At 71.9% G+C, this 20,266-nt stretch carries 16 protein-coding genes; 11 read left to right on the top strand and 5 right to left on the bottom strand.

Translation table 11 applies throughout. From position 1 onward, the window contains the following. Positions 1-76 precede the first annotated feature (76 nt). Complete coding sequence (locus ACFTZC_RS17975; RefSeq protein WP_382890685.1) at positions 77-682, bottom strand: DUF4245 domain-containing protein; 606 nt, start codon at positions 680-682, stop codon at positions 77-79. 123 nt (positions 683-805) lie between these two features. On the opposite strand from ACFTZC_RS17975, the gene glpX reads away from it, so the two are divergent. Further along, positions 806-1,837 carry a class II fructose-bisphosphatase gene (glpX, locus tag ACFTZC_RS17970; protein WP_382890683.1) on the top strand — a complete coding sequence of 344 codons (1,032 nt, stop codon included), beginning with the start codon at positions 806-808 and terminating at the stop codon, positions 1,835-1,837. 140 nt (positions 1,838-1,977) lie between these two features. Here glpX and ACFTZC_RS17965 read toward each other — a convergent pair whose 3' ends face one another. Both ACFTZC_RS17965 and ACFTZC_RS17960 read right to left on the bottom strand, forming a co-directional pair. Continuing rightward, positions 1,978-2,349 carry a WhiB family transcriptional regulator gene (locus ACFTZC_RS17965; RefSeq protein ID WP_365808065.1) on the bottom strand — a complete coding sequence of 124 codons (372 nt, stop codon included), beginning with the start codon at positions 2,347-2,349 and terminating at the stop codon, positions 1,978-1,980. A gap of 238 nt (positions 2,350-2,587) precedes the next feature. Beyond that, positions 2,588-3,304, bottom strand: coding sequence for a DUF1707 domain-containing protein (locus tag ACFTZC_RS17960; RefSeq protein ID WP_382890680.1), 717 nt, complete (start codon positions 3,302-3,304; stop codon positions 2,588-2,590). A 231-nt stretch (positions 3,305-3,535) separates the two neighbouring features. Here ACFTZC_RS17960 and ACFTZC_RS17955 point away from each other — a divergent pair, with 231 nt between their 5' ends. The 5 genes from ACFTZC_RS17955 to ACFTZC_RS17935 all read left to right on the top strand — a co-directional run bounded on the left by ACFTZC_RS17955 (position 3,536) and on the right by ACFTZC_RS17935 (position 11,448). Further along, a complete protein-coding gene (locus ACFTZC_RS17955; protein ID WP_382890678.1) occupies positions 3,536-5,215 on the top strand; it encodes a fumarate hydratase in 1,680 nt (559 codons plus the stop codon). 133 nt (positions 5,216-5,348) lie between these two features. Beyond that, positions 5,349-6,746, top strand: a complete 1,398-nt coding sequence (locus ACFTZC_RS17950; protein WP_382890676.1) for a class II fumarate hydratase — start codon at positions 5,349-5,351, stop codon at positions 6,744-6,746. Positions 6,747-6,819: 73 nt separating this feature from the next. Continuing rightward, on the top strand, positions 6,820-7,485 hold the full coding sequence (locus ACFTZC_RS17945) for a DUF402 domain-containing protein (protein ID WP_382890674.1): 666 nt from the start codon (positions 6,820-6,822) through the stop codon (positions 7,483-7,485). Positions 7,486-7,927: 442 nt separating this feature from the next. Beyond that, positions 7,928-9,802 (top strand): SpoIIE family protein phosphatase, encoded by a 1,875-nt coding sequence (locus tag ACFTZC_RS17940; RefSeq protein WP_382890672.1) that lies wholly within the window; start codon positions 7,928-7,930, stop codon positions 9,800-9,802. Positions 9,803-9,984: 182 nt separating this feature from the next. After that, positions 9,985-11,448: a catalase gene (locus tag ACFTZC_RS17935; RefSeq protein ID WP_382890670.1), complete on the top strand. Its 1,464-nt coding sequence runs from the start codon at positions 9,985-9,987 to the stop codon at positions 11,446-11,448. A 67-nt stretch (positions 11,449-11,515) separates the two neighbouring features. Here ACFTZC_RS17935 and ACFTZC_RS17930 read toward each other — a convergent pair whose 3' ends face one another. Further along, positions 11,516-13,750, bottom strand: a complete 2,235-nt coding sequence (locus ACFTZC_RS17930) for a transglycosylase domain-containing protein (protein ID WP_382890668.1) — start codon at positions 13,748-13,750, stop codon at positions 11,516-11,518. A gap of 230 nt (positions 13,751-13,980) precedes the next feature. Between ACFTZC_RS17930 and ACFTZC_RS17925 the strand changes: the two genes are divergently transcribed. The 5 genes from ACFTZC_RS17925 (at position 13,981) to ACFTZC_RS17905 (ending at position 19,124) form a co-directional block, all read left to right on the top strand. Continuing rightward, positions 13,981-14,949 (top strand): SPFH domain-containing protein, encoded by a 969-nt coding sequence (locus ACFTZC_RS17925; RefSeq protein ID WP_382890665.1) that lies wholly within the window; start codon positions 13,981-13,983, stop codon positions 14,947-14,949. Between the two features lie 101 nt (positions 14,950-15,050). Further along, on the top strand, positions 15,051-15,287 hold the full coding sequence (locus tag ACFTZC_RS17920; RefSeq protein WP_382890712.1) for a hypothetical protein: 237 nt from the start codon (positions 15,051-15,053) through the stop codon (positions 15,285-15,287). 104 nt (positions 15,288-15,391) lie between these two features. Continuing rightward, on the top strand, positions 15,392-15,916 hold the full coding sequence (locus ACFTZC_RS17915) for a PadR family transcriptional regulator (RefSeq protein ID WP_382890664.1): 525 nt from the start codon (positions 15,392-15,394) through the stop codon (positions 15,914-15,916). Then, the gene (locus tag ACFTZC_RS17910; RefSeq protein ID WP_382890662.1) at positions 15,913-16,650 is read left to right on the top strand and encodes an ABC transporter ATP-binding protein; all 738 of its coding nucleotides are present in this window, start codon (positions 15,913-15,915) and stop codon (positions 16,648-16,650) included. Before ACFTZC_RS17915 ends, ACFTZC_RS17910 begins: the two co-directional genes overlap by 4 nt. A gap of 29 nt (positions 16,651-16,679) precedes the next feature. Continuing rightward, complete coding sequence (locus tag ACFTZC_RS17905; RefSeq protein WP_382890660.1) at positions 16,680-19,124, top strand: FtsX-like permease family protein; 2,445 nt, start codon at positions 16,680-16,682, stop codon at positions 19,122-19,124. On the opposite strand, the gene ACFTZC_RS17900 is transcribed toward ACFTZC_RS17905, so the two are convergent. Beyond that, on the bottom strand, positions 19,093-20,142 hold the full coding sequence (locus tag ACFTZC_RS17900; protein WP_382890658.1) for a hydrogen peroxide-inducible genes activator: 1,050 nt from the start codon (positions 20,140-20,142) through the stop codon (positions 19,093-19,095). The two genes, ACFTZC_RS17905 and ACFTZC_RS17900, sit on opposite strands and share 32 nt — an antisense overlap. Between the last annotated feature and the right edge of the window lie 124 nt (positions 20,143-20,266).

Genomic DNA, 20,266 nt, shown 5'->3' with positions numbered 1-20,266 from the left:
GTTCCGGAGTCCCCGGAACGGGCCGCGGCGCCGCGTTGTCGCCCATGGAACGTACGGACGTTCCCGCGTCACGGCGTCAGCCCTGCGCGCCCGATCCGCCGTCGGCCCCGGCTCCGGCTCCGGCTCCGGCTCCGGCCCCCGCCACGCTCCCCGCCTCGACCTCCTTGCCGGCCTCCAGCGCCTCGGCCATCTCCGCCAGCCGCTCGTAGGACGCGGTGCCCGTCACGACCGTCGTGGCGTCACCCTCGGTGCGCGCCAGGGCGTCGTACTTCGGCCCCTTCCAGCGCTGCCAGGCCTCCCCCGCCACCTGCTGGGTCTCGCCGGTGTCCTCGGCCTGGTGGCTGACCTCCGCCACGAACTTCTTCGCGGGCGCCGTCGACTGCTCGACCGCGACGTACTGGCCGTCCGGGTCCAGATAGCCGAGGTGCCAGGCGTTGTCGTTCTGCCGCTGGTACGAGACCGATGTCGCCTTCCACGTCTGCGCCAGCCCCGCCGGGGCGAGCACCGGATACGGCGCCGCGCGGCGCGCGGTCACCAGCTCGACCCGGTAGTCGACCACCTTGACCGGGGCCGGGGTGTCGTCGTGCGGGATGAACACGTAGATCACGGCGACGACGATCCCGATGACCGCCATCGACAGGAACATGTCCCGCACCGTCTGTCTGCCTCGCATACCTGCCACGGGACCATCGTCGCATCACCCGGTCGCGCTCATACGTGGGCCCCTCTGCTCAATATGGCGATGTGCGGATAGAGTCGTATCACCCTCTTTTCCGGTCGTCGCCGTACAGAAAGGTGCGCTCCGTTGACCGAACATCATCTTCCGTCCCCCCTTGAGGTGTCTCCCGAGGCCCCCGACCGCAACCTCGCCCTTGAGCTGGTAAGGGTCACCGAGGCCGCCGCCATGGCGGCCGGCCGGTGGGTCGGGCGCGGCGACAAGAACGGCGCGGACGGCGCGGCGGTGAACGCCATGCGCACCCTCGTCTCCACCGTCTCGATGAACGGTGTCGTCGTCATCGGCGAGGGCGAGAAGGACGAAGCCCCGATGCTGTTCAACGGCGAGGAGATCGGCGACGGCACCGGCGCCGAGGTCGACATCGCCGTGGACCCGATCGACGGCACCACCCTGAACGCCAAGGGGATGCCGAACGCCATCGCCGTGCTCGCCGCCGCCGACCGCGGCACGATGTTCGACCCGTCCGCGGTCTTCTACATGGACAAGCTGGTCACGGGGCCCGAGGCCGCCGACTTCGTCGACATCGACGCGCCCGTGGCGGTCAACATCCGCCGGGTCGCCAAGGCGAAGCGCTCCTCGCCCGAGGATGTGACGGTCGTCATTCTCGACCGCCCCCGCCACGAGGGCATCGTCAAGGAGATCCGGGAGACCGGCGCCCGGATCAAGTTCATCTCGGACGGCGACGTGGCCGGCTCGATCATGGCCGCTCGCGAGGGCACCGGCGTCGATCTACTCATGGGCGTCGGCGGCACCCCCGAGGGCATCATCTCCGCGTGCGCCATAAAGTGCCTCGGCGGTGTCATCCAGGGCAAGCTCTGGCCGAAGGACGACCAGGAGCGGCAGCGCGCCGTCGACGCGGGGCACGACCTGGACCGGGTGCTCTCCACCAACGACCTGGTCAGCGGCGAGAACGTGTTCTTCGTGGCCACCGGCATCACCGACGGCGAGTTGCTCCGGGGCGTGCGGTACCGCTCGGAGACCGCGACCACCCAGTCCCTGGTGATGCGCTCCAAGTCCGGAACGATCCGGCAGATCGACTCGACCCACCGGCTGTCGAAGCTGCGCGCCTACAGCACGATCGACTTCGACCGCGCCAAGTAGGACCGCCCGGCCCAGTAAGTCCGCCCGGCCGAGTAAGTCCGCCCGAGGGTCCGGCGCGTGCGGGCCGGAACCCGGCGGAGGGGGCGCCCCGTGCGGTGGGGCGCCCCCTCCCTCCGTTCACGTCCCCGTCGAGCGTCGCGTCAGCCCGCCGCCGCGATCCGGTCGCCCGCCGCCGCCTTCCTCAGCTCCACCTCGCGCCGCCTGCGGCGCGCCAGCACCACCCGGCGCTCGGCCGCCGTCAGTCCGCCCCACACTCCGTAGGGCTCGGGCTGGAGCAGCGCGTGTTCCTGGCATTCGAGCATCACCGGACACCGGGCACAGACCCGCTTCGCGGCCTCCTCCCGCGCCAGCCTGGCGGCTGTCGGCTCCTTGGAGGGGGCGAAGAACAATCCGGCTTCGTCCCGACGGCATACAGCCTCCGAATGCCAGGGTCCGGCCTGGTCCTCCCGAGCGGGACTCCGCTGGGTCGGAAGGGCGGCCACCTGGAGGGGCTGATGCGGCAGTTGCAGCACGGTCTACTCCTGACGACGGCTTCGCGAGCGAGAGACGATGCAGCTTTCCCTACCCGCTGTGCGCGCGCCTATGCACTGAGTGGCACCCAGTTCCGGAGTTCGGAACGCCGTGCGGAATTCCGGACACCTCGGCCCAACCGGCCCGTATGTGGCCGGAAATCAGCGCACGAGGGCGCACGAGGTGCGCGAGATGCGCGAGATGCCCGAGGTCACCAGGGCCCGTCGTCCGCATCGGACCTTAGTGGCCGAGGTGCTTGCGGAGGACGTCGTTGACGAGGTTCGCGATCCACTTGCCGCGCTTCGGCTTGGCCTCGACATTGCCGAACACCGAGTAGCCGTTCACCACGACCGTCGGCGCGTCCTGGTCGGAGGCTTCCAGCGTACGGATCTCGAAATTGCCGAGGACACCGTGGCCGTTGCCGCGCAGCGTGATGTTCTCCGGGACCGTGATCTCCACATTGCCGAAAATGGCGGTCGCGTTGATCACGGTGACCCGCTGGCCGAAGAGTGCCTCCGTCAGATCGATCTCGACATTGCCGAAGAGCGCGAACGCGTTGACCTTGGCGCCGATACGCCAACGCCCCTTCCGCGTCGAACTGCTGAAGACCGCGATCATGTTCTCGGCCGGGGCCGACGGATCCACGGGACCGTACGGATATCCGCCCGCCGCGCCGCGCGTCTGCCCCGTGATGCGGGCATCAGTGCCGGGGGCGGGCAAGTCCCGTACCAAAGGCTCCAGTTCGCCGACGGTCTTCGCCCGGTAGACGGAGTCGATCCGCTCGGCGTGCTCCTCGGCGTCCAGGCGGCCCTCCGCGAGCGCCTCCCTGAGGATGTCAGCGGTCCTGTCCCGGTCGGCGTCGGAGGCACGGAGACCGGCGGGCGCGGGCTCCGCCGACGCGACGGGCTTCCGCTCGGCCGGCTGCTGAGGCTGCTGAGGCTGCTTTTCGAGGTCCACGTCCCCAGCGTAGCGAAACGCGATAGATCGCGACTAGTGGCCGACGCGATGCCACGCCGGACATCCTGAAGGGAATCCCCGGGGAGATCTCTCGGGACCCGGGGGACCTCCCCACCGGCACCCCTACTGAGCCTTACCTCACAGGTCCGGTCCCGCCGGCGCGGCCTACGCTGGAGGATGCCGCAGCCAAAGGGGGCCGCGCCGCCGTCTGTCGAGTGAGGAATGGCCGTAATGCCGGAATTTGCGTACTCCGATCTGCTTCCGCTGGGGGAGGACACCACGCCCTACCGCCTGGTGACCGCCGACGGTGTCTCCACCTTCGAGGCCGACGGGCGTACGTTCCTCAAGGTCACCCCCGAGGCGCTGCGCACGCTCGCCGCCGAGGCGATGCACGACATCTCGCACTACCTGCGCCCGGCCCATCTCGCGCAGCTCCGCCGGATCGTGGACGACCCCGAGGCGTCCTCGAACGACAAGTTCGTGGCGCTCGATCTCCTGAAGAACGCGAATATCGCGGCGGCCGGCGTTCTCCCCATGTGCCAGGACACCGGCACGGCGATCGTCATGGGCAAGCGCGGACAGCAGGTGCTGACGGAGGGCGGCGACGAGGAAGCCCTTTCGCACGGAATCTACGACGCGTACACGAAGCTGAATCTGCGCTATTCGCAGATGGCCCCGCTCACCATGTGGGAGGAGAAGAACACCGGCTCGAACCTGCCCGCGCAGATCGAGCTGTACGCGACCGACGGCGGCGCGTACAAGTTCCTTTTCATGGCGAAGGGCGGCGGCTCCGCGAACAAGTCGTTCCTGTACCAGGAGACGAAGGCGGTGCTGAACGAGACCTCCATGATGAAGTTCCTGGAGGAGAAGATCCGTTCGCTGGGCACGGCCGCGTGCCCGCCGTACCACCTCGCGATCGTCGTCGGCGGCACGTCGGCGGAGTTCGCCCTCAAGACCGCGAAGTACGCCTCCGCGCACTACCTGGACGAGCTGCCCGCCGAGGGCTCCCCCACGGGCCACGGCTTCCGTGACAAGGAGCTGGAGGAGAAGGTCTTCGAGCTGACGCAGCGGATCGGGATCGGCGCGCAGTTCGGCGGCAAGTACTTCTGCCACGACGTGCGGGTGGTGCGGCTGCCGCGGCACGGCGCCTCGCTGCCGGTCGCGATCGCCGTCTCCTGCTCGGCCGACCGCCAGGCCGTCGCGAAGATCACCGCCGAGGGTGTCTTCCTGGAGGAGCTGGAGAAGGACCCGGCCCGCTTCCTGCCGGACACCACGGACGAGCACCTGGGCGAGGGCGAGAACGCGGGCGGCGACGTCGTACGGATCGACCTGCGCCGCCCGATGGACGAGATCCTCGCCGAGCTGACGAAGTACCCGGTCAAGACCCGGCTCTCGCTCACCGGCCCGCTGGTGGTCGCCCGCGACATCGCGCACGCCAAGATCAAGGAGCGGCTGGACGCGGGCGAGGAGATGCCGCAGTACCTGAAGGACCACCCGGTCTACTACGCGGGCCCGGCGAAGACCCCCGAGGGGTACGCCTCCGGCTCCTTCGGCCCGACCACGGCCGGCCGGATGGACAGCTACGTCGCGCAGTTCCAGGCGGCGGGCGGCTCGAAGGTCATGCTCGCCAAGGGCAACCGCTCGAAGCAGGTCACCGACGCGTGCGACGCGCACGGCGGCTTCTACCTCGGCTCGATCGGCGGCCCGGCGGCCCGGCTCGCCCAGGACTGCATCAAGAAGGTCGAGGTCGTCGAGTACGAGGAGCTGGGCATGGAGGCCGTCTGGCGGATCGAGGTGGAGGACTTCCCGGCGTTCGTCGTCGTGGACGACAAGGGCAACGACTTCTTCACGGAGCCCGCCCCGGCGCCCACCTTCACCAGCATCCCGGTCCGCGGGCCCGGTCTCGGCTGAGTCCCGCCGCACCACCGTCCGCCGTGCCCTCCCGGAGCCGGACTCCGGGAGGGCACGGTCATGTGCGGGGACGGGTCGCGCGGGAACACATCGGATCGGCCGGACGCTCACCCTCACAGGAGGTACGACGACGATGACGACCGACGAGAACCAGTACCGGACCGAGCACGACTCGATGGGTGAGGTACGGGTCCCCGCGCACGCCAAGTGGCGCGCGCAGACGCAGCGCGCGGTCGAGAACTTCCCCATCTCGGGGCAGCGGCTGGAGCGTACCCACATCGAGGCGCTGGCCCGGATCAAGGCCGCCGCCGCCAAGGTGAACGCCGGGCTCGGGGTGATCGGCCAGGATGTCGCGGACGCCATCCAGGAGGCCGCCGCCGAGGTCGTGGCGGGCCGCTGGGACGACCAGTTCCCGGTCGACGTCTTCCAGACGGGCTCCGGTACCTCCTCGAACATGAACACGAATGAGGTGCTGGCCACGCTCGCCACCGAGCGGCTGGGCCGGGACGTCCACCCCAACGACCACGTCAACGCCTCGCAGAGCTCCAACGACGTCTTCCCGTCCAGCATCCACATCGCCGCGACCGCCGCCGTCACCGGCGGTCTGATCCCCGCGCTGGAGCATCTCGCCGCCTCCCTGGAGCGCAAGGAGGCCGAGTTCGCGGACGTCGTGAAGGCGGGCCGTACGCACCTCATGGACGCCACGCCCGTCACCCTCGGCCAGGAGTTCGGCGGTTACGCGGCGCAGATCCGGTACGCGGTGGAGCGGCTGAACGCCTCGCTGCCGCGCCTCGCCGAGCTGCCGCTGGGCGGTACGGCGGTGGGCACCGGGATCAACACCCCGCCGGGCTTCTCCGCCGCCGTGATCGCCGAGGTCGCGCGCGCGACCGGGCTGCCGCTCACGGAGGCCCGCAACCACTTCGAGGCGCAGGGCGCGCGGGACGGGCTCGTGGAGACGTCCGGCCAGCTCCGTACGCTCGCCGTGTCGCTGACCAAGATCTCCAACGATCTGCGCTGGATGGCGTCGGGCCCCCGCACCGGCCTCGCCGAGATCGCCCTGCCCGACCTCCAGCCCGGGTCCTCGATCATGCCCGGCAAGGTCAACCCGGTGATCCCGGAGGCCGTCCTGATGGTCGCCGCGCAGGTCACCGGCGCGGACGCGACGATCGCCGCGGCCGGCGCCGCCGGGAACTTCGAGCTGAACGTGATGCTCCCGGTGATCGCGAAGAACCTCCTGGAGTCGGTACGGCTGCTCACGAACGTCTCGCGGCTGCTGGCGGATCGTACGGTCGACGGGATCACCGCCGACACCGAGCGGGCCCGCGCGTACGCCGAGTCCTCGCCGTCCGTCGTCACCCCGCTGAACAAGTACCTCGGGTACGAGGCCGCCGCGAAGGTCGCCAAGAAGTCCCTGGCGGACCACGCGACGATCCGCGAGACGGTCCTGGCGCTCGGGTACGTGGAGCGCGGGGAGCTGACGGTGGAGCAGCTCGACGAGGCCCTGGATGTCCTGCGCATGACGCACCCGTAAATCCGTGCGGTCTCCACGTGGTACTGCCCGCAGCGCCCCGGCACGGGCGGCGTACACGGCCTAAGATCCCCGCATGAAGGAGACGGCGGCGAACGAACACTGGGCGGCAGGCACCCAGATCCTGTGGCGGTACCGGGAGAACGCCGGGGACCGCGTCCACATCTGCCGCCCCGTCACGGTGGTGCGGGACACCGACGAACTGCTCGCGGTGTGGCTGGCGCCGGACACCCCGTGTGTCCGGCCGGCCCGCGCCGACGGCGCCCCGGTGCACCGCGAGCCGCTGGCGACCCGTTACACCGTGCCGCGGACGGTGGTGCGCGACCGGTGGTACGGGATGGGGGTGCTGAAGCTCGCGCGGCCCGGCGAACCGTGGTCGGTCTGGCTGTGGTGGGAGCGCGGCTGGCGCTTCCAGAACTGGTACGTGAACCTGGAGGAGCCCCGCGCCCGCTGGGCCGGGGGCGTCGACTCCGAGGACCATTTCCTCGACATCGACGTCTACCCGGACCGGAGCTGGCGGTGGCGCGACGAGGACGAGTTCGCCCAGGCCCAGCGCGACGGCCTGATGCCGCCGGCGCAGGCCCGCCGGGTCGAGGCGGCCGGGCGCGCGGCGGTCGAACTCATCGACGCGTGGGGTGCCCCGTTCCGCGACGGCTGGGAACACTGGCGCCCCGACCCCCGCTGGCCGGTGCCCACACTCCCGGAGGGCTGGGACCGCACCCCGGCCCGGCTCGCCACCTAGGCAGGGCCGTGGTCCGCCGAGGGGGCGCTCCGCCCCCTTCGAACATTTCACCAGGACAGCACACCGGGAGCGGACGAGGCGGCTGATGAGATGGCTGGTGAGGTGAGCGAGGGGGTGAAGGATTCGGGTCGGGGTATCCGCCCCGGCGCATACTTCCTCATGAGATCCTTGATGTGCCCCCAGGGTGCAAACGTAGGATCGTCCTCCGGAAGAACAACACAACCGGTCGCGGCCGACCGCTCCGGTCAACGGGGTTGACCGGCAACTGGCCTGACCACCAGTCACCACGCGACACGCAACACACGCAACACTGTTGACCGCTACGACCGCACGTCACAACGACAGTGACTCGCTACGAGGGGAGTGGAGCCGTGCGCCAGGGCTGTGAGCCGGACGAAGAGAGCGCACCGCACCCCCGGCCCGGACGGACGGAATCCCACGCGTGACGGAGCATCCCCCCTCCCACGAAGGCCGGCAGCCCCTGGTTGCCCGGCAGCAGGAACGCACGCGCCCGCGGCAGGAGTCCGCCACCGCCGTGCCGCAGCCCGCGGGGCCGGCGCCGGATCCCGCCGGGGCGGCCAGACGCGAGGGCGACCGGCTGCGCTTCGTGGGGGCCGCCACCCGGCGGATCGCCCGCGGCATAGACCTGGACGAGATCGTGCTGGGCCTGTGCCGGGCGACCGTACCCACGTTCTCGGACGCCATACTCGTCTATCTGCGCGATCCGCTGCCCGTCGGCGACGAGCGTCCCGTGTCGCCGTTCGTGCTGCGGCTGCGCCGGACGGACCGGCTGCGGCTGACCGACGAGGATCCGGAGAACCCGGTGAGCATCGGTCCTGTGCCGCAGCTCGGCGAGGGCGCGCGGCTGCCGCTCCTCGACCCGCACTCCGACGCGATGCCCGCCGCCGAGCTGTGCGAGGTCTTCTCCGGCGGTGCGCTCTCCGAGGTGCTGCGCGGGGTGCGGCCGGTCTTCGGCGACTCGGCGGCGGCCCGCGCCGCGCTGCCCGAACTGCTCGGCGCCGACCGGACCGTACCGACCGGGCACCGCGCGATCCTCGCGCCCCTGCGCGGCCGGCGCCGGGTCATCGGCGCGGCCGTCTTCCTGCGCCGCCCCGACCGCGCGGCCTTCGAGCCCAACGATCTGCTGGTCGCGGCGCAGCTCGCCACGCACACCGCGCTGGGCATCGACAAGGCGGTGCTGTACGGCCGCGAGGCGTACATCGCGGACGAGCTCCAGCGCACGATGCTGCCGGAGAACCTGCCCCAGCCCACGGGCGTGCGGCTGGCCTCGCGCTATCTGCCGGCCGCCGAGACCGCCCGGGTCGGCGGCGACTGGTACGACGCGATCCCGCTGCCCGGCAGCCGGGTAGCCCTGGTCGTGGGCGATGTCATGGGCCACTCCATGACCTCCGCGGCGATCATGGGCCAGCTGCGGACGACGGCGCAGACCCTGGCCGGTCTCGATCTGCCGCCGCAGGAGGTGCTGCACCACCTCGACGAGCAGGCGCAGCGGCTCGGCACGGACCGGATGGCCACCTGCCTCTACGCGGTGTACGACCCGGTCGCGCACCGCATCACGATCGCCAACGCCGGTCATCCGCCGCCCATACTCCTCCACCTCGGCGGCCGGGCCGAGGTGCTCCGGGTGCCGCCCGGGGCCCCGATCGGGGTCGGCGGTGTGGACTTCGAGGCCGTGGAGCTGGACGCGCCGGCCGGGGCGACGCTGCTGCTCTACACGGACGGTCTGGTCGAGTCGCGGCTGCGGGACGTGTGGACCGGCATCGAGCAGCTCCGGGAGCGGCTGGCGGCCACCGCGCAGCTTACCGGGCCCGATCACTCGCCACCGCTGGAGGCGCTCTGCGACGACGTCCTCGACGTCCTCGGCCCGGGCGACCGCGACGACGACATCGCGCTGCTCGCCGCCCGCTTCGACGGGATCGCGCCGAGCGACGTGGCGTACTGGTTCCTGGAACCGGAGGATGCCGCTCCGGGGCGGGCCAGGCGGCTGGCCCGGCGGGCGCTCTCCCGCTGGGACCTGGAGGACCTGAGCGACGCGGTCGAGCTGCTGATCAGCGAGGTCGTGACGAACGCGGTGCGGTACGCGGAGCGGCCGGTGACGCTGCGGCTGCTCCGTACGGACGTACTGCGCTGCGAGGTGGGCGACGATTCGCCGCAGCTTCCGCGGCAGCGGCGGGCGCGGGACACGGACGAGGGCGGCCGGGGACTCTTCCTGGTCAACCGGCTGGCCCGGCGGTGGGGGGCCACCCGGCTCTCGACCGGGAAGGTCGTCTGGTTCGAGATCCCCACGAGGGCGTGAGGCGCGGGCCGGGCCGAGCCGGAGCGGGCGGCGGTCCGGCCGCGTAAATGTTGCCGACCATGTGTCGGCGGGTTTAGCTGGGGCACGCGGCCCGTAGTGACCGCTGCCCCGGCCCGGGACATCGGGGTCTTTCCGGACTTCCCCGGGCCTCGGCTCCCCGACCCCCGACGGGAGGACATCTCGTGGCCGCCTCATCCCCCAGGACGCCGTACACGACCAACAACGCCGGCATTCCGGTGGAGAGCGACGAGCACTCGCTCACCATCAGTCCCGACGGTCCCATCCTGCTCCAGGACCACTACCTCATCGAGAAGATGGCCCAGTTCAACCGCGAACGGGTCCCCGAGCGGGTGGTGCACGCCAAGGGCGCCGGCGCGTACGGCTTCTTCGAAGTGACGAACGATGTCAGCCAGTTCACCAAGGCCGACCTCTTCCAGCCCGGCCGGCGTACGGAGATGCTGGCCCGCTTCTCCACCGTCGCCGGTGAGCTGGGATCGCCCGACACCTGGCGCGACCCGCGCGGTTTCGCGCTGAAGTTCTATACCGAGCACGGCAATTACGACATGGTCGGCAACAACACGCCGGTCTTCTTCGTACGCGACCCGATCAAGTTCCAGGACTTCATCCGCTCGCAGAAGCGCCACCCGGCGACCGGGCTGCGCAGCAACGACATGCAGTGGGACTTCTGGACGCTCTCCCCCGAGTCCGCGCACCAGGTGACCTGGCTGATGGGCGACCGGGGCATCCCGAAGTCGTTCCGGCACATGAACGGCTACAGCTCGCACACCTATATGTGGGTGAACGGGGCGGGCGAGCGGTTCTGGGTGAAGTACCACTTCAAGACCGACCAGGGCATCGACTACCTCCCGCAGGCCGAGGCGGACGCGATGGCCGGCTCGGACGGCGACCACCACCGCAGGGACCTGCACGAGTCGATCGCGTCGGGAAACGCGCCGACCTGGAGCCTCAAGGTCCAGATCATGCCGTTCGAGGACGCGGCCGACTACCGCTTCAACCCGTTCGACCTGACGAAGGTGTGGCCGCACGGCGACTACCCGCTGATCGACGTCGGCCGGATGACCCTCGACCGGAACCCGGACAACTTCTTCGTCCACATCGAGCAGGCCGCGTTCGAGCCGTCCAACCTGGTGCCCGGCATCGGCCCGTCCCCGGACAAGATGCTCCTCGGGCGGCTCTTCTCGTACCCGGACACGCACCGCTACCGGATCGGCCCCAACTACAGCCAGCTGCCGCCCAACCGGGCGCACGCGCCGGTGCACTCGTACGCCAAGGACGGTCCGATGCGGTACGAGCCGTCCAGCGCGGCCATGCCGTACGCGCCGAACTCGTACGGCGGCCCGGCGGCCGACGTGACCCGGTACGGCGACCCGGCCGGGTGGGCCTCGGCGGGCGAGATGGTGCGCGAGGCGTACAAGCTCCACGCCGAGGACGACGACTGGGGCCAGCCCGGCACGATGGTGCGCCAGGTGTTCGACGACGCGCAGCGCGACCGGCTGGTGGGGAACGTCAGCGGACATCTCGCGCAGGGGGTGTCGCGGCCGGTGGTGGACCGGGCGGTGCAGTACTGGCGGAACATCGACAAGAAGATCGGCGACCGGATCGCCAAGAAGGTGAACGGCGGCTGACCGTACGCGGGAGCACGGGCGAGGGGCGGACACCTCCTGGTGTCCGCCCCTCGCCCGCGGACAGCCGCTACTGCCCCAGCAGCGGACGTCTCGAAGTGGTCGGACCGTCACCCGGGAAGCCGCTGCTCGGCTCGCCCCCGTCGGTGGGGGTCACGTCGTCGCTGGGCTCCGGGATGATCGGTGAGGTGGTGGGCGGGTCCGGGGTCCCCGGCTCGCTCGTCGTGTCGGACGGCTCGGGATCCGGCGAGGTGGTCTCGGACTCCGAGGGCTCCGTGCTCGGTGTGGGAGTCGGCGTCGGGGTGGTCGGCTCGACCGTCGGCGTCGGCTTGACGGGCTCCGTGACGTCCAGGTCGAACTGCGCGTCGGAGCCGCCGTTCAGCGCGCCGCGCGTGTAGTCCGCCCAGATCCTGGCGGGGAAGCCGCCGCCGTTGGCCCGGCCCGAGTTGGCGGTGCCGGTGAGGGTGACCTGGCCGCCGCCGTCCTTGGTGGACTCGCCGAAGAGCGCCACGACCGTGGTGAGCTGGGGCGTGTATCCGGCGAACCACGCGGACTTGTTGTTCTCGGAGGTGCCGGTCTTGCCCGCCGCGTCGTAGTCCGTGGTGTCGGCCTCGCGTCCCGAACCGTTGTCGACCACGTCCTGGAGGACATGGGTGACGGTGTCGGCCGTCTCGCGGGCGACGACCTGGGTGCCGACCGGGTCGGCGATCTCGGCCGTACGGTCCTTGTGCTCGGCCGACTTCACGATCGACGGCGTGATCTTCTTGCCGTGGTTGTCGAGGGTCGCGTACACCCCGGCCATGTCCCAGGTGGAGGCGTTCATCGTGCCGAGGGTGATCGCGGGCCGTTCCGGGAAGCCCTTGTCCCGCATGCCCATCGACAGCGCGGTCTGCTTGACGGCGGCGGGCCCGACGTCCACGACCATCTGCGCGAAGACCGAGTTGACGGACTTGTCCATCGCCGTCTGGACGCTGATGTCCCCGTAGCTCCGGTCGTCCTCGTTCTCCGGGGCGAACGGGGTGTCGCTGCCCACGACCGGCCGCTTGCTGGTGCCGTCGTACCGGGTGGCCGTGTCGATCTTCCGGCCGTCCTGGGTCTCCGAGCCGTTCTCCAGCGCGGAGGCGAACACGATCGGCTTGAACGTCGAGGCCGGCTGGTAGTCGGAGCGGGTGGCGTTGGATATCCAGTGCTCGGTGGCGCCCACGCCGCCGTAGAGCGCCACCACGTGCCCGGTCTTCGGGTCGACGGAGGTCGCGCCGGCCTGGACCGTCGCGTCCGTGGTGTTCTTCTTGCGGTCGATCTTGGACTCCAGCTCCCGGTCGACCGCCTTGACGAGGGACTGCTGCCGCTTCCTGTCGATGTTGAGGGTGATCGTCCAGCCGCCCTGGGCGATCTCCGCCTTGTCGACGCCCTGGCGCGCCAGTTCGTCCTGCGCCGCCTCGACGAGATACCCGGTCTGCCCCTCCATGCCCGGGGCCGCCTTGGGCTCCCGCGGTACGGGGAACTTCAGTCCGGCGCGCTCGGAGGCGTCCAGCCAGCGCTGCTCGACCATGTTGTCGAGTACGTAGTTCCACCGCTGGGTGACGAGCCGCTTGCCCTTCTCGGTGGCCTCGGACCAGTTGTACTGGCTGGGGGCCTGGAGCAGCGCGGCGAGGTACGCGCCCTGCGCCACGTTCAGCTTCGACGCGTCGACGCCGTAGTACGCCTGGGCCGCGGCCTGGATGCCGTACGCGTCGCGCCCGTAGTAACTGGTGTTGATGTAGCCGGCGAGGATCTCGTCCTTCTCCTTCTGCCGGTCCACCTTCAGGGAGATCACCAGTTCCTTGAGCTTGCGGGTGATCGTCTGGTCCTGGTTGAGGTAGTAGTTCTTGACGTACTGCTGGGTGATGGTCGAGCCGCCCTGCTTGCCCTTGCCGCGGAGCGTGTTGACGACGCCGCGGGCCGTGCCCTTCAGGTCGATGCCGTTGTCCTGGTAGAAGGACTTGTTCTCGGCGGCGACGAAGGTGTGCTGGACCTGCTTGGGGATCTTGTCCAGGCCGACGATCTCGCGGTTGACCTGCCCCGTACGGGCGAGGATCGTGCCGTCGCTGTACTTGTAGACGTTGCTCTGCATCTCGGCCTGCGCGTTGGCGTTCGGCACCGGGACCACCAGATAGAGCACGAACAGCCCGCCCATGCCGAGCAGGCAGAGGACGAAGAAGGTGCCGAGGAGCTTCTTCACCGTGAAGAGCCGGCGTATGCCGCCCTTCCGGCCCGTCCGTCGCGCGTCCTGCCGCCGGGCTCGTCTCTCGTCCGCTCGGCCCATCGCCGTGTCGCTCCGCTCTCGTGTCAGGTCGCCCGTCGGGTCGGTCCGAAAGCTAACACCGGCACCTGTGACAAAGGCCAACCGATCAGGTCTTTTGGGGCGTGACAATCAGCACCTACCCCAATGGAACCGACTCTCCGGAGTGCCAAAGGGTTGCCACATCAGATAATGTGTAATCACATTGATAGCTACCGCCGCTCGGCGGGACGGATCGGAAACGGGGAACGAATATGGCCTCCACCAGCACAAGTACCGGCACAACCGGCGCGCGGGACACCGCGGCCGCCGTCGACGGCGCACCGGAGATTCCCGAGCCACAGGTACGGGAGTTCGCGGCGCACAGCATCGGCGGCGGGCTCGCGCTCCTCCTCGGACTGCTCGGCGTCGTCGCCGGCGCGGCCCTCGTCGTCGTGGGCGCCGCGGTCGGCTCCGGCGGGGCGAAGGCGCTGCTGATCGTCCTCGGCGTGCTGGTCGCGATCGCCGCGTTCTTCGCGATGAGCGGGCTGAACATGGTCGCGCCGGGCGAGGCCCGGGTCGTCCAGCTCTTCGGGCGCTACCGCGGCACGATCCGTACGGACGGACTGCGCTGGGTGAACCCGCTGACCTCGCGCACCGAGATCTCGACGCGGGTACGGAACCACGAGACGGCCGTCCTCAAGGTCAACGACGCGTACGGCAACCCGATCGAGCTGGCGGCGGTCGTGGTCTGGAAGGTCGAGGACACCGCGCGGGCCACCTTCGAGGTGGACAACTTCCTGGAGTTCGTCTCCACCCAGACCGAGGCGGCCGTACGCCACATCGCCATCGAGTACCCGTACGACGCCCACGAGGAGGCCGGGCTCTCGCTGCGCGGCAACGCCGAGGAGATCACCGAGAAGCTCGCCGTCGAACTGCACGCCCGGGTGGAGGCGGCCGGTGTCCAGATCATCGAGTCCCGCTTCACGCATCTCGCGTACGCGCCCGAGATCGCCTCGGCGATGCTCCAGCGCCAGCAGGCGGGCGCCGTCGTCGCGGCCCGGCGGCTGATCGTGGACGGTGCGGTCGGCATGGTCGAGGCGGCCCTGAACCGGCTCACCGAACAGGACATCGTCGAGCTGGACCCGGAGCGCAAGGCGGCGATGGTGAGCAATCTCCTGGTCGTGCTCTGCGGGGACCGCGCCGCGCAGCCGGTCGTGAACACGGGCACGCTCTACCAGTGACCGGGGCCGAGCAGGGACCCGGGCAGGGCCCCGGACCGGGACCCGGGCAGGGATCCGAGCAGGGCCGTCCGCCGGGCCCCGCACCCGGCCACGCGCCGGGCCTGCGGCCGGGCGGCGGCCGGGCGGAGCGGAAGCAGGTGCTGCTCCGGCTGGACCCGACGGTGTACGACGCGCTCGCGCGCTGGGCCTCCGACGAACTGCGCAGCGCCAACGCGCAGATCGAGTTCCTGCTCCGCCGCGCCCTGGGCGACGCGGGCCGGCTCCCGGGCAACGCGGCCCCCATCCCGCGCCGGGGCCGGCCGCCCAAGGCCCGGCAGGAGCCGGGAGACCCCGAGTAGAGACGCCGAGCCCCTGGGGGCCCCGAGGAGCGTGCCGTACCGCGCCATGAGCGGTTCGCCGTACCCGGCGAACCGCTCTATACACAGCAAGTAGAGTGCGGTCCATGTCCATCGGTCACACGCTCCTCGGGCTCCTGGAGTCGGGCCCGCGCCACGGTTACGACCTGAAGCGCGCCTTCGACGACCAGTTCGGCCAGGACCGCCCCCTCCACTACGGACAGGTCTACTCGACCATGTCCCGGCTGCTGAAGAACGGCCTTGTCGCCGTCGACGGCGTCGAGAGCGGGGGCGGCCCCGAGCGCAAGCGGTACGCGATCACCGACGCCGGCGTCACCGATGTCGAGGCGTGGCTCGCCCAGCCGGAGAGCCCGCAGCCGTACCTCCAGTCGACCCTCTACACGAAGGTCGTCATCGCGCTGCTCACCGGACGGAGCGCCGAGAGCCTGCTCGACACCCAGCGCGCCGAGCATCTGCGGACGATGCGCGACCTGACCGCCCGCAAGCGCGACGGCGACTTCGCCGACCAGCTCATCTGCGACCACGCGCTCTTCCACCTCGAAGCCGATCTGCGCTGGCTCGAACTGGTCACGGCACGGCTGGACCGGCTCGCCACGGAGGTCCGCCCGTGACGCCCGCCCCCGCGGGCCCCCTGCTCCTCGCCCGCGGCCTGCACAAGGCGTACGGCTCCACCCGCGCCCTCGACGGCGCGGCGTTCTCGCTGCGCGCCGGGGAGGTCGTCGCCGTCCTGGGCCCGTCGGGCTCCGGCAAGTCGACCCTGCTGCACTGCCTCGCCGGGATCGTCCGGCCCGACGCGGGCACACTCACCTACCGGGGCCGGGACCTGACCGCGCTGCCGGACGCCGAGCGCTCCGCCCTGCGCCGTACCGAGTTCGGCTTCGTGTTCCAGTTCGGCCGGCTCGTGCCGGAGCTGACCTGCGTGGAGAACGTGGCGCTGCCGCTGCGGCTGGCCGGTGCCCGGCGGAAGGCCGCGGAGCGCGCCGCGCTGGAGTGGCTGGAGCGGCTGGAGGTCGCGGACCTGGCGGCGAAGCGGCCCGGCGAGGTCTCCGGCGGGCAGGGCCAGCGCGTCGCGGTCGCCCGCTCCCTGGTCACCTCGCCCCGGGTGATCTTCGCGGACGAGCCGACCGGCGCCCTGGACTCCCTCAACGGCGAGCGGGTGATGGAGCTGCTGAGCGAGACGGCGCGGTCCACCGGCGCGGCCGTCGTCCTGGTCACGCACGAGCCGCGGGTGGCGGCGTACTCGGACCGCGAGGTCGTCGTACGCGACGGCCGGGCACGGGACCCGGAACATGACCCGGAACACGGCGAACAGGCGGCGGGCAACGGCCTGGTCCCGGCCCGGTGAAGGCCCCGTCCCAGGAAGGCACCGGCCCGGTGAAGCCCTCCGCCCCCGCCGGGACCGCCGCCCCCGCCGCGCCCCCGGGCGCCCCGTCCGCCGTGCCCGTGCGCCCGCCCGGCCGCCTCGCCCGGCGGGCGCGCGACCTCGCGCTGGGCGTACGGTTCGCCACGGCGGGCGGCCGCGAGGGGTGGACCCGTACGGTCCTCACCGCGCTCGGCGTCGGCCTCGGGGTCGCCCTGCTCCTCTTCGCCGCGTCCGTGCCGCAGGTGATCGGCGCGCGGGCGGAGCGCGAGGCGGCGCGCACCACCGCCGACGCCCCGGCCGCCGACCCGGTCCCGCGCTCGGACACGACCCTCGTCCGCCTCGGCGTCTCCACCGAGTACGCGGGCGACACCGTCCGCGGCGAACTGCTCCGCCCTGACGGGGACCGCCCGCCGCGACCGCCCGGCGTCGCCGAACTGCCGGGCCCCGGCGAGATGGTGGTCTCCCCCGCCCTGCGGGAACTCCTCGGCTCGCCCGGCGGGGCACGGCTGAAGGAGCGGCTCGGCCACCGGGTCGTCGGGACCATCGGCGACCGCGGCCTGAGCGACCCGGCCGAACTCGCCTTCTACGCGGGCAGCGACACCCTCACCCCGGCCAGGGGCGGCAACCGGACCGCCGGTTACGGCCATGACTCCCCCACGGAGTGGCTGGACCCGGTGCTGGTGGCGCTGGTCACCCTGATCTGTGTCGTCCTGCTGGTGCCGGTGACCGTCTTCATCGCCACCGCCGTGCGCTTCGGCGGCGAGCGCCGGGACCGCAGGCTCGCCGCGCTGCGGCTGGTGGGCGCGGACATCCGGGCCACGCGGTGGATCGCCGCCGGGGAGGCCCTGTGCGGCGCGGTCCTCGGGCTGCTGGCCGGCGGCGCGCTCTTCCTCGCGCTGCGGCCGCTCGCGGGCGGGATCCAGGTGTGGAACCTCAGCGCCTTCCCCGCCGATCTCGTGCCCGAGCCGGCGGTCGCCGCGCTGATCGTGGTGGCCGTACCGGCGCTGGCCGTCGCCGTGACGCTCGTCGCGCTGCGCGCGGTCACCATCGAACCGCTGGGTGTCGTACGGGACGGCGCGCCCCGCGGGCGGCGGCTCGGGTGGCGGCTGCTCTGCCTCGCCGCCGGTCTCGCCCTGCTGATCAGGCTCCGCACCGTCGGCGATGGAGCGCGGCTGCCCTGGGGCGGTGGCCCGTACGTCGGTCCCTGGCCGATCGCGGCCGGGGCCGCCCTGCTGCTCGTCGGACTGACCACACTGCTGCCCTGGCTGGTGGAGGCCGCGGTGGCCCGGCTCCGCGGCGGCCCCGTCTCCTGGCAGCTCGCCGTGCGCGCGCTCCAGTTCAGCGGCGGCGCGGCGACGCGCGCGGTGAGCGGGATCACCGTCGCGGTCGCGGGCGCCATCGCCCTGCAGATGCTGTTCGCGGGCGTCCAGCAGGACTTCCGCACCCTCCGCAAGGACGCGGCCGGTGCGCAGCTGCGGGTCGAGGCGGCGTACGGCGATCCGGCGCTGGCCGCCCGGCTGACCGGCCGCCTCGGGCCCCTGCCCGGGGTCGGGACGGTCCTCGCCACGACCGAGACGTACGTGGTCAGGCCGGGCCCCCTGACGGAGGGCGCGATCCGGCCGACCACCAGCCTGACGGTCGCCTCCTGCGCCGCCCTGCGCGAGCTGGCGGCGCTGCCGTCCTGCCGCGACGGGGACACCTTCGTCACGCACATCCCCGGGAACGGGGAGCAGAACGACTGGGTCGACGAGACCGCCCGCCCCGGCAGGCCGGTCGATCTCGACCCCCGGTCCGGGGAGGACGGTGCGAAGCCGCTGCTGTGGACCCTGCCCGCGTCGGCCCGTACGGTCCGGGCCCTGCCCGGCCCGCACGGCGCCCCGGACATCGGCATCCTCGCCACCCCTGCGGCGGTCCGCCCGGCGCTGCTGACCGGCGGGTGGACCACCGCGATCCTCCGGATGACCGACCGGAGCCCCGCCGCCGAGGAGCGGGTCAGGGACGCCGCCGCCCGGGTGGACCTGTCGCTCCGGGTGTCGGGCGCCACGGTGGTCGAGCGCGAGAAGGCGTTCGACAGCGCCCGGACGGGCCTGCTCGTCGCCGGTACGGCCACACTGGCGGTGATCGCCCTGAGCATGCTGGTCGCCCAGATCGAGCAACTGCGCGAGCGCAGACACCTGCTGTCGGTCCTGACCGCCTTCGGCACCCGCCGGTCCACGCTCGCCCGGTCGGTGCTCTGGCAGACGGCCGTCCCGGTGGTGATCGGCACCGTGCTGGCGGCGGCGGGCGGGCTGGCCCTGGGCCTCCTCATGCTGAGGCTGCTCGGCAAGCCGTACACCGACTGGTGGGCGCCGCTGCCCTTCGCCGGGGCGGGCGCGGGAACCGTCCTCCTGGTGACGGCGGCCACCCTGCCGGCGCTGTGGCGGCTCACCCGGCCGGAGGCCCCGCGCGACGAGTGACGGCGTCCGCCCCGGGCCGGGGCGCGCGCGGCCTGGGCACGGCCCGGGGCACGGGCGCGGACCGGGGCGCCGCCACCCGTACCGGAAGGTCCCCCAGCGCCTCCCGGAGCGCCTGGGCGAACGCCGCGAACTCCTCGCCGCGGGCCGCGCCGGTGCGCATGGCCAGGGCGATACGGCGGGACGGGGCCGGCGCCTCGAAGCGGGCCGTGGCCAGCCGGCCGCCGCGGTCGGTCTCGACGCGGACGGCCGTACGGGGCAGGAGGGTCACCCCCAGGCCGCCCGCGACGAGTTGGACCAGGGTGGAGAGGCCCGCCGCGGTGGTCGTCGCGGGGATGCCGTCGGTGCGCCCCGCCTCCCGGCAGATGTCGAGGGCCTGGTCGCGCAGGCAGTGGCCCTCGTCGAGGAGCAGGAGCGGCAGCTCGCGCAGCGCGTCGCGGGGCAGGTCACGGCGGCCCGCCAGCGGGTGGCCGTCCTGCGTGACGAGCACGAAGTCCTCGTCGAAGAGGGGCAGTTCGGTGACGGCGGGCTGGCCGAGCGGCACGGCGAGCAGCAGCAGGTCCAGCCGGCCCGCGGCCAGCCCGTCCAGCAGGGACGCGGTCTGCTCCTCGTGCACCTGGAGGTCCAGCTCCGGGTAGCGCTCCTGCGCCAGCCGGAGCACGGCGGGCAGCAGGTACGGCGCCACGGTGGGGATCACCCCGAGCCGCAGTATCCCGGTGAAGGGGGCCCGTACGGCCTCCGCCTCGTCCAGCAGCGCGCCCACCGCCCGCAGCACGGCCGCGGCACGTTCCGCGAGCCGTTCACCCGCCGGGGAGAGCAGCACCTTACGGGTCGTACGCTCGACGAGCTGGACGCCGAGCACCTCCTCCAGCGCCGAGACGGCGCCGGAGAGCGCTGGCTGGCTCATGCCGATCGCGGCGGCGGCGTCGCGGAAGTGAAGGTGTTCGGCGACGGCCGTGAAGGCGCGCAACTGGGCCAGGCTGGGCTGTCTGCCCCGCTGGGGGGCCGGTACGACGGCCACTGATAGGTACCTCCGATCACGACGACCGAGTCTGGCTATTTCTGTGATCAATACTGTATGTGCAACCATCAGTGAACGCCCAACCCCCCTTGGAAAGCCCCAAAAGGTACTTTCCTCCCTCGCA

It is taken from the genome of Streptomyces sp. NPDC056987, assembly GCF_042673865.1.
In the GTDB taxonomy this organism is placed as follows: Bacteria; Actinomycetota; Actinomycetes; order Streptomycetales; family Streptomycetaceae; genus Streptomyces.
The sequence above is the reverse complement of the archived record's forward strand: the minus strand, read 5'-3'. Positions and strand labels throughout refer to the sequence as shown.

Coding starts and splice junctions, on each gene's coding strand:
- ACFTZC_RS17950 (WP_382890676.1), top strand. CDS start 5,349: ATGACGACCGACGAGAACCAGTACCGGACCGAGCACGACTCGATGGGT.
- ACFTZC_RS17945 (WP_382890674.1), top strand. CDS start 6,820: ATGAAGGAGACGGCGGCGAACGAACACTGGGCGGCAGGCACCCAGATC.
- ACFTZC_RS17925 (WP_382890665.1), top strand. CDS start 13,981: ATGGCCTCCACCAGCACAAGTACCGGCACAACCGGCGCGCGGGACACC.
- ACFTZC_RS17955 (WP_382890678.1), top strand. CDS start 3,536: ATGCCGGAATTTGCGTACTCCGATCTGCTTCCGCTGGGGGAGGACACC.
- ACFTZC_RS17930 (WP_382890668.1), bottom strand. CDS start 13,750: ATGGGCCGAGCGGACGAGAGACGAGCCCGGCGGCAGGACGCGCGACGG.
- ACFTZC_RS17915 (WP_382890664.1), top strand. CDS start 15,392: ATGTCCATCGGTCACACGCTCCTCGGGCTCCTGGAGTCGGGCCCGCGC.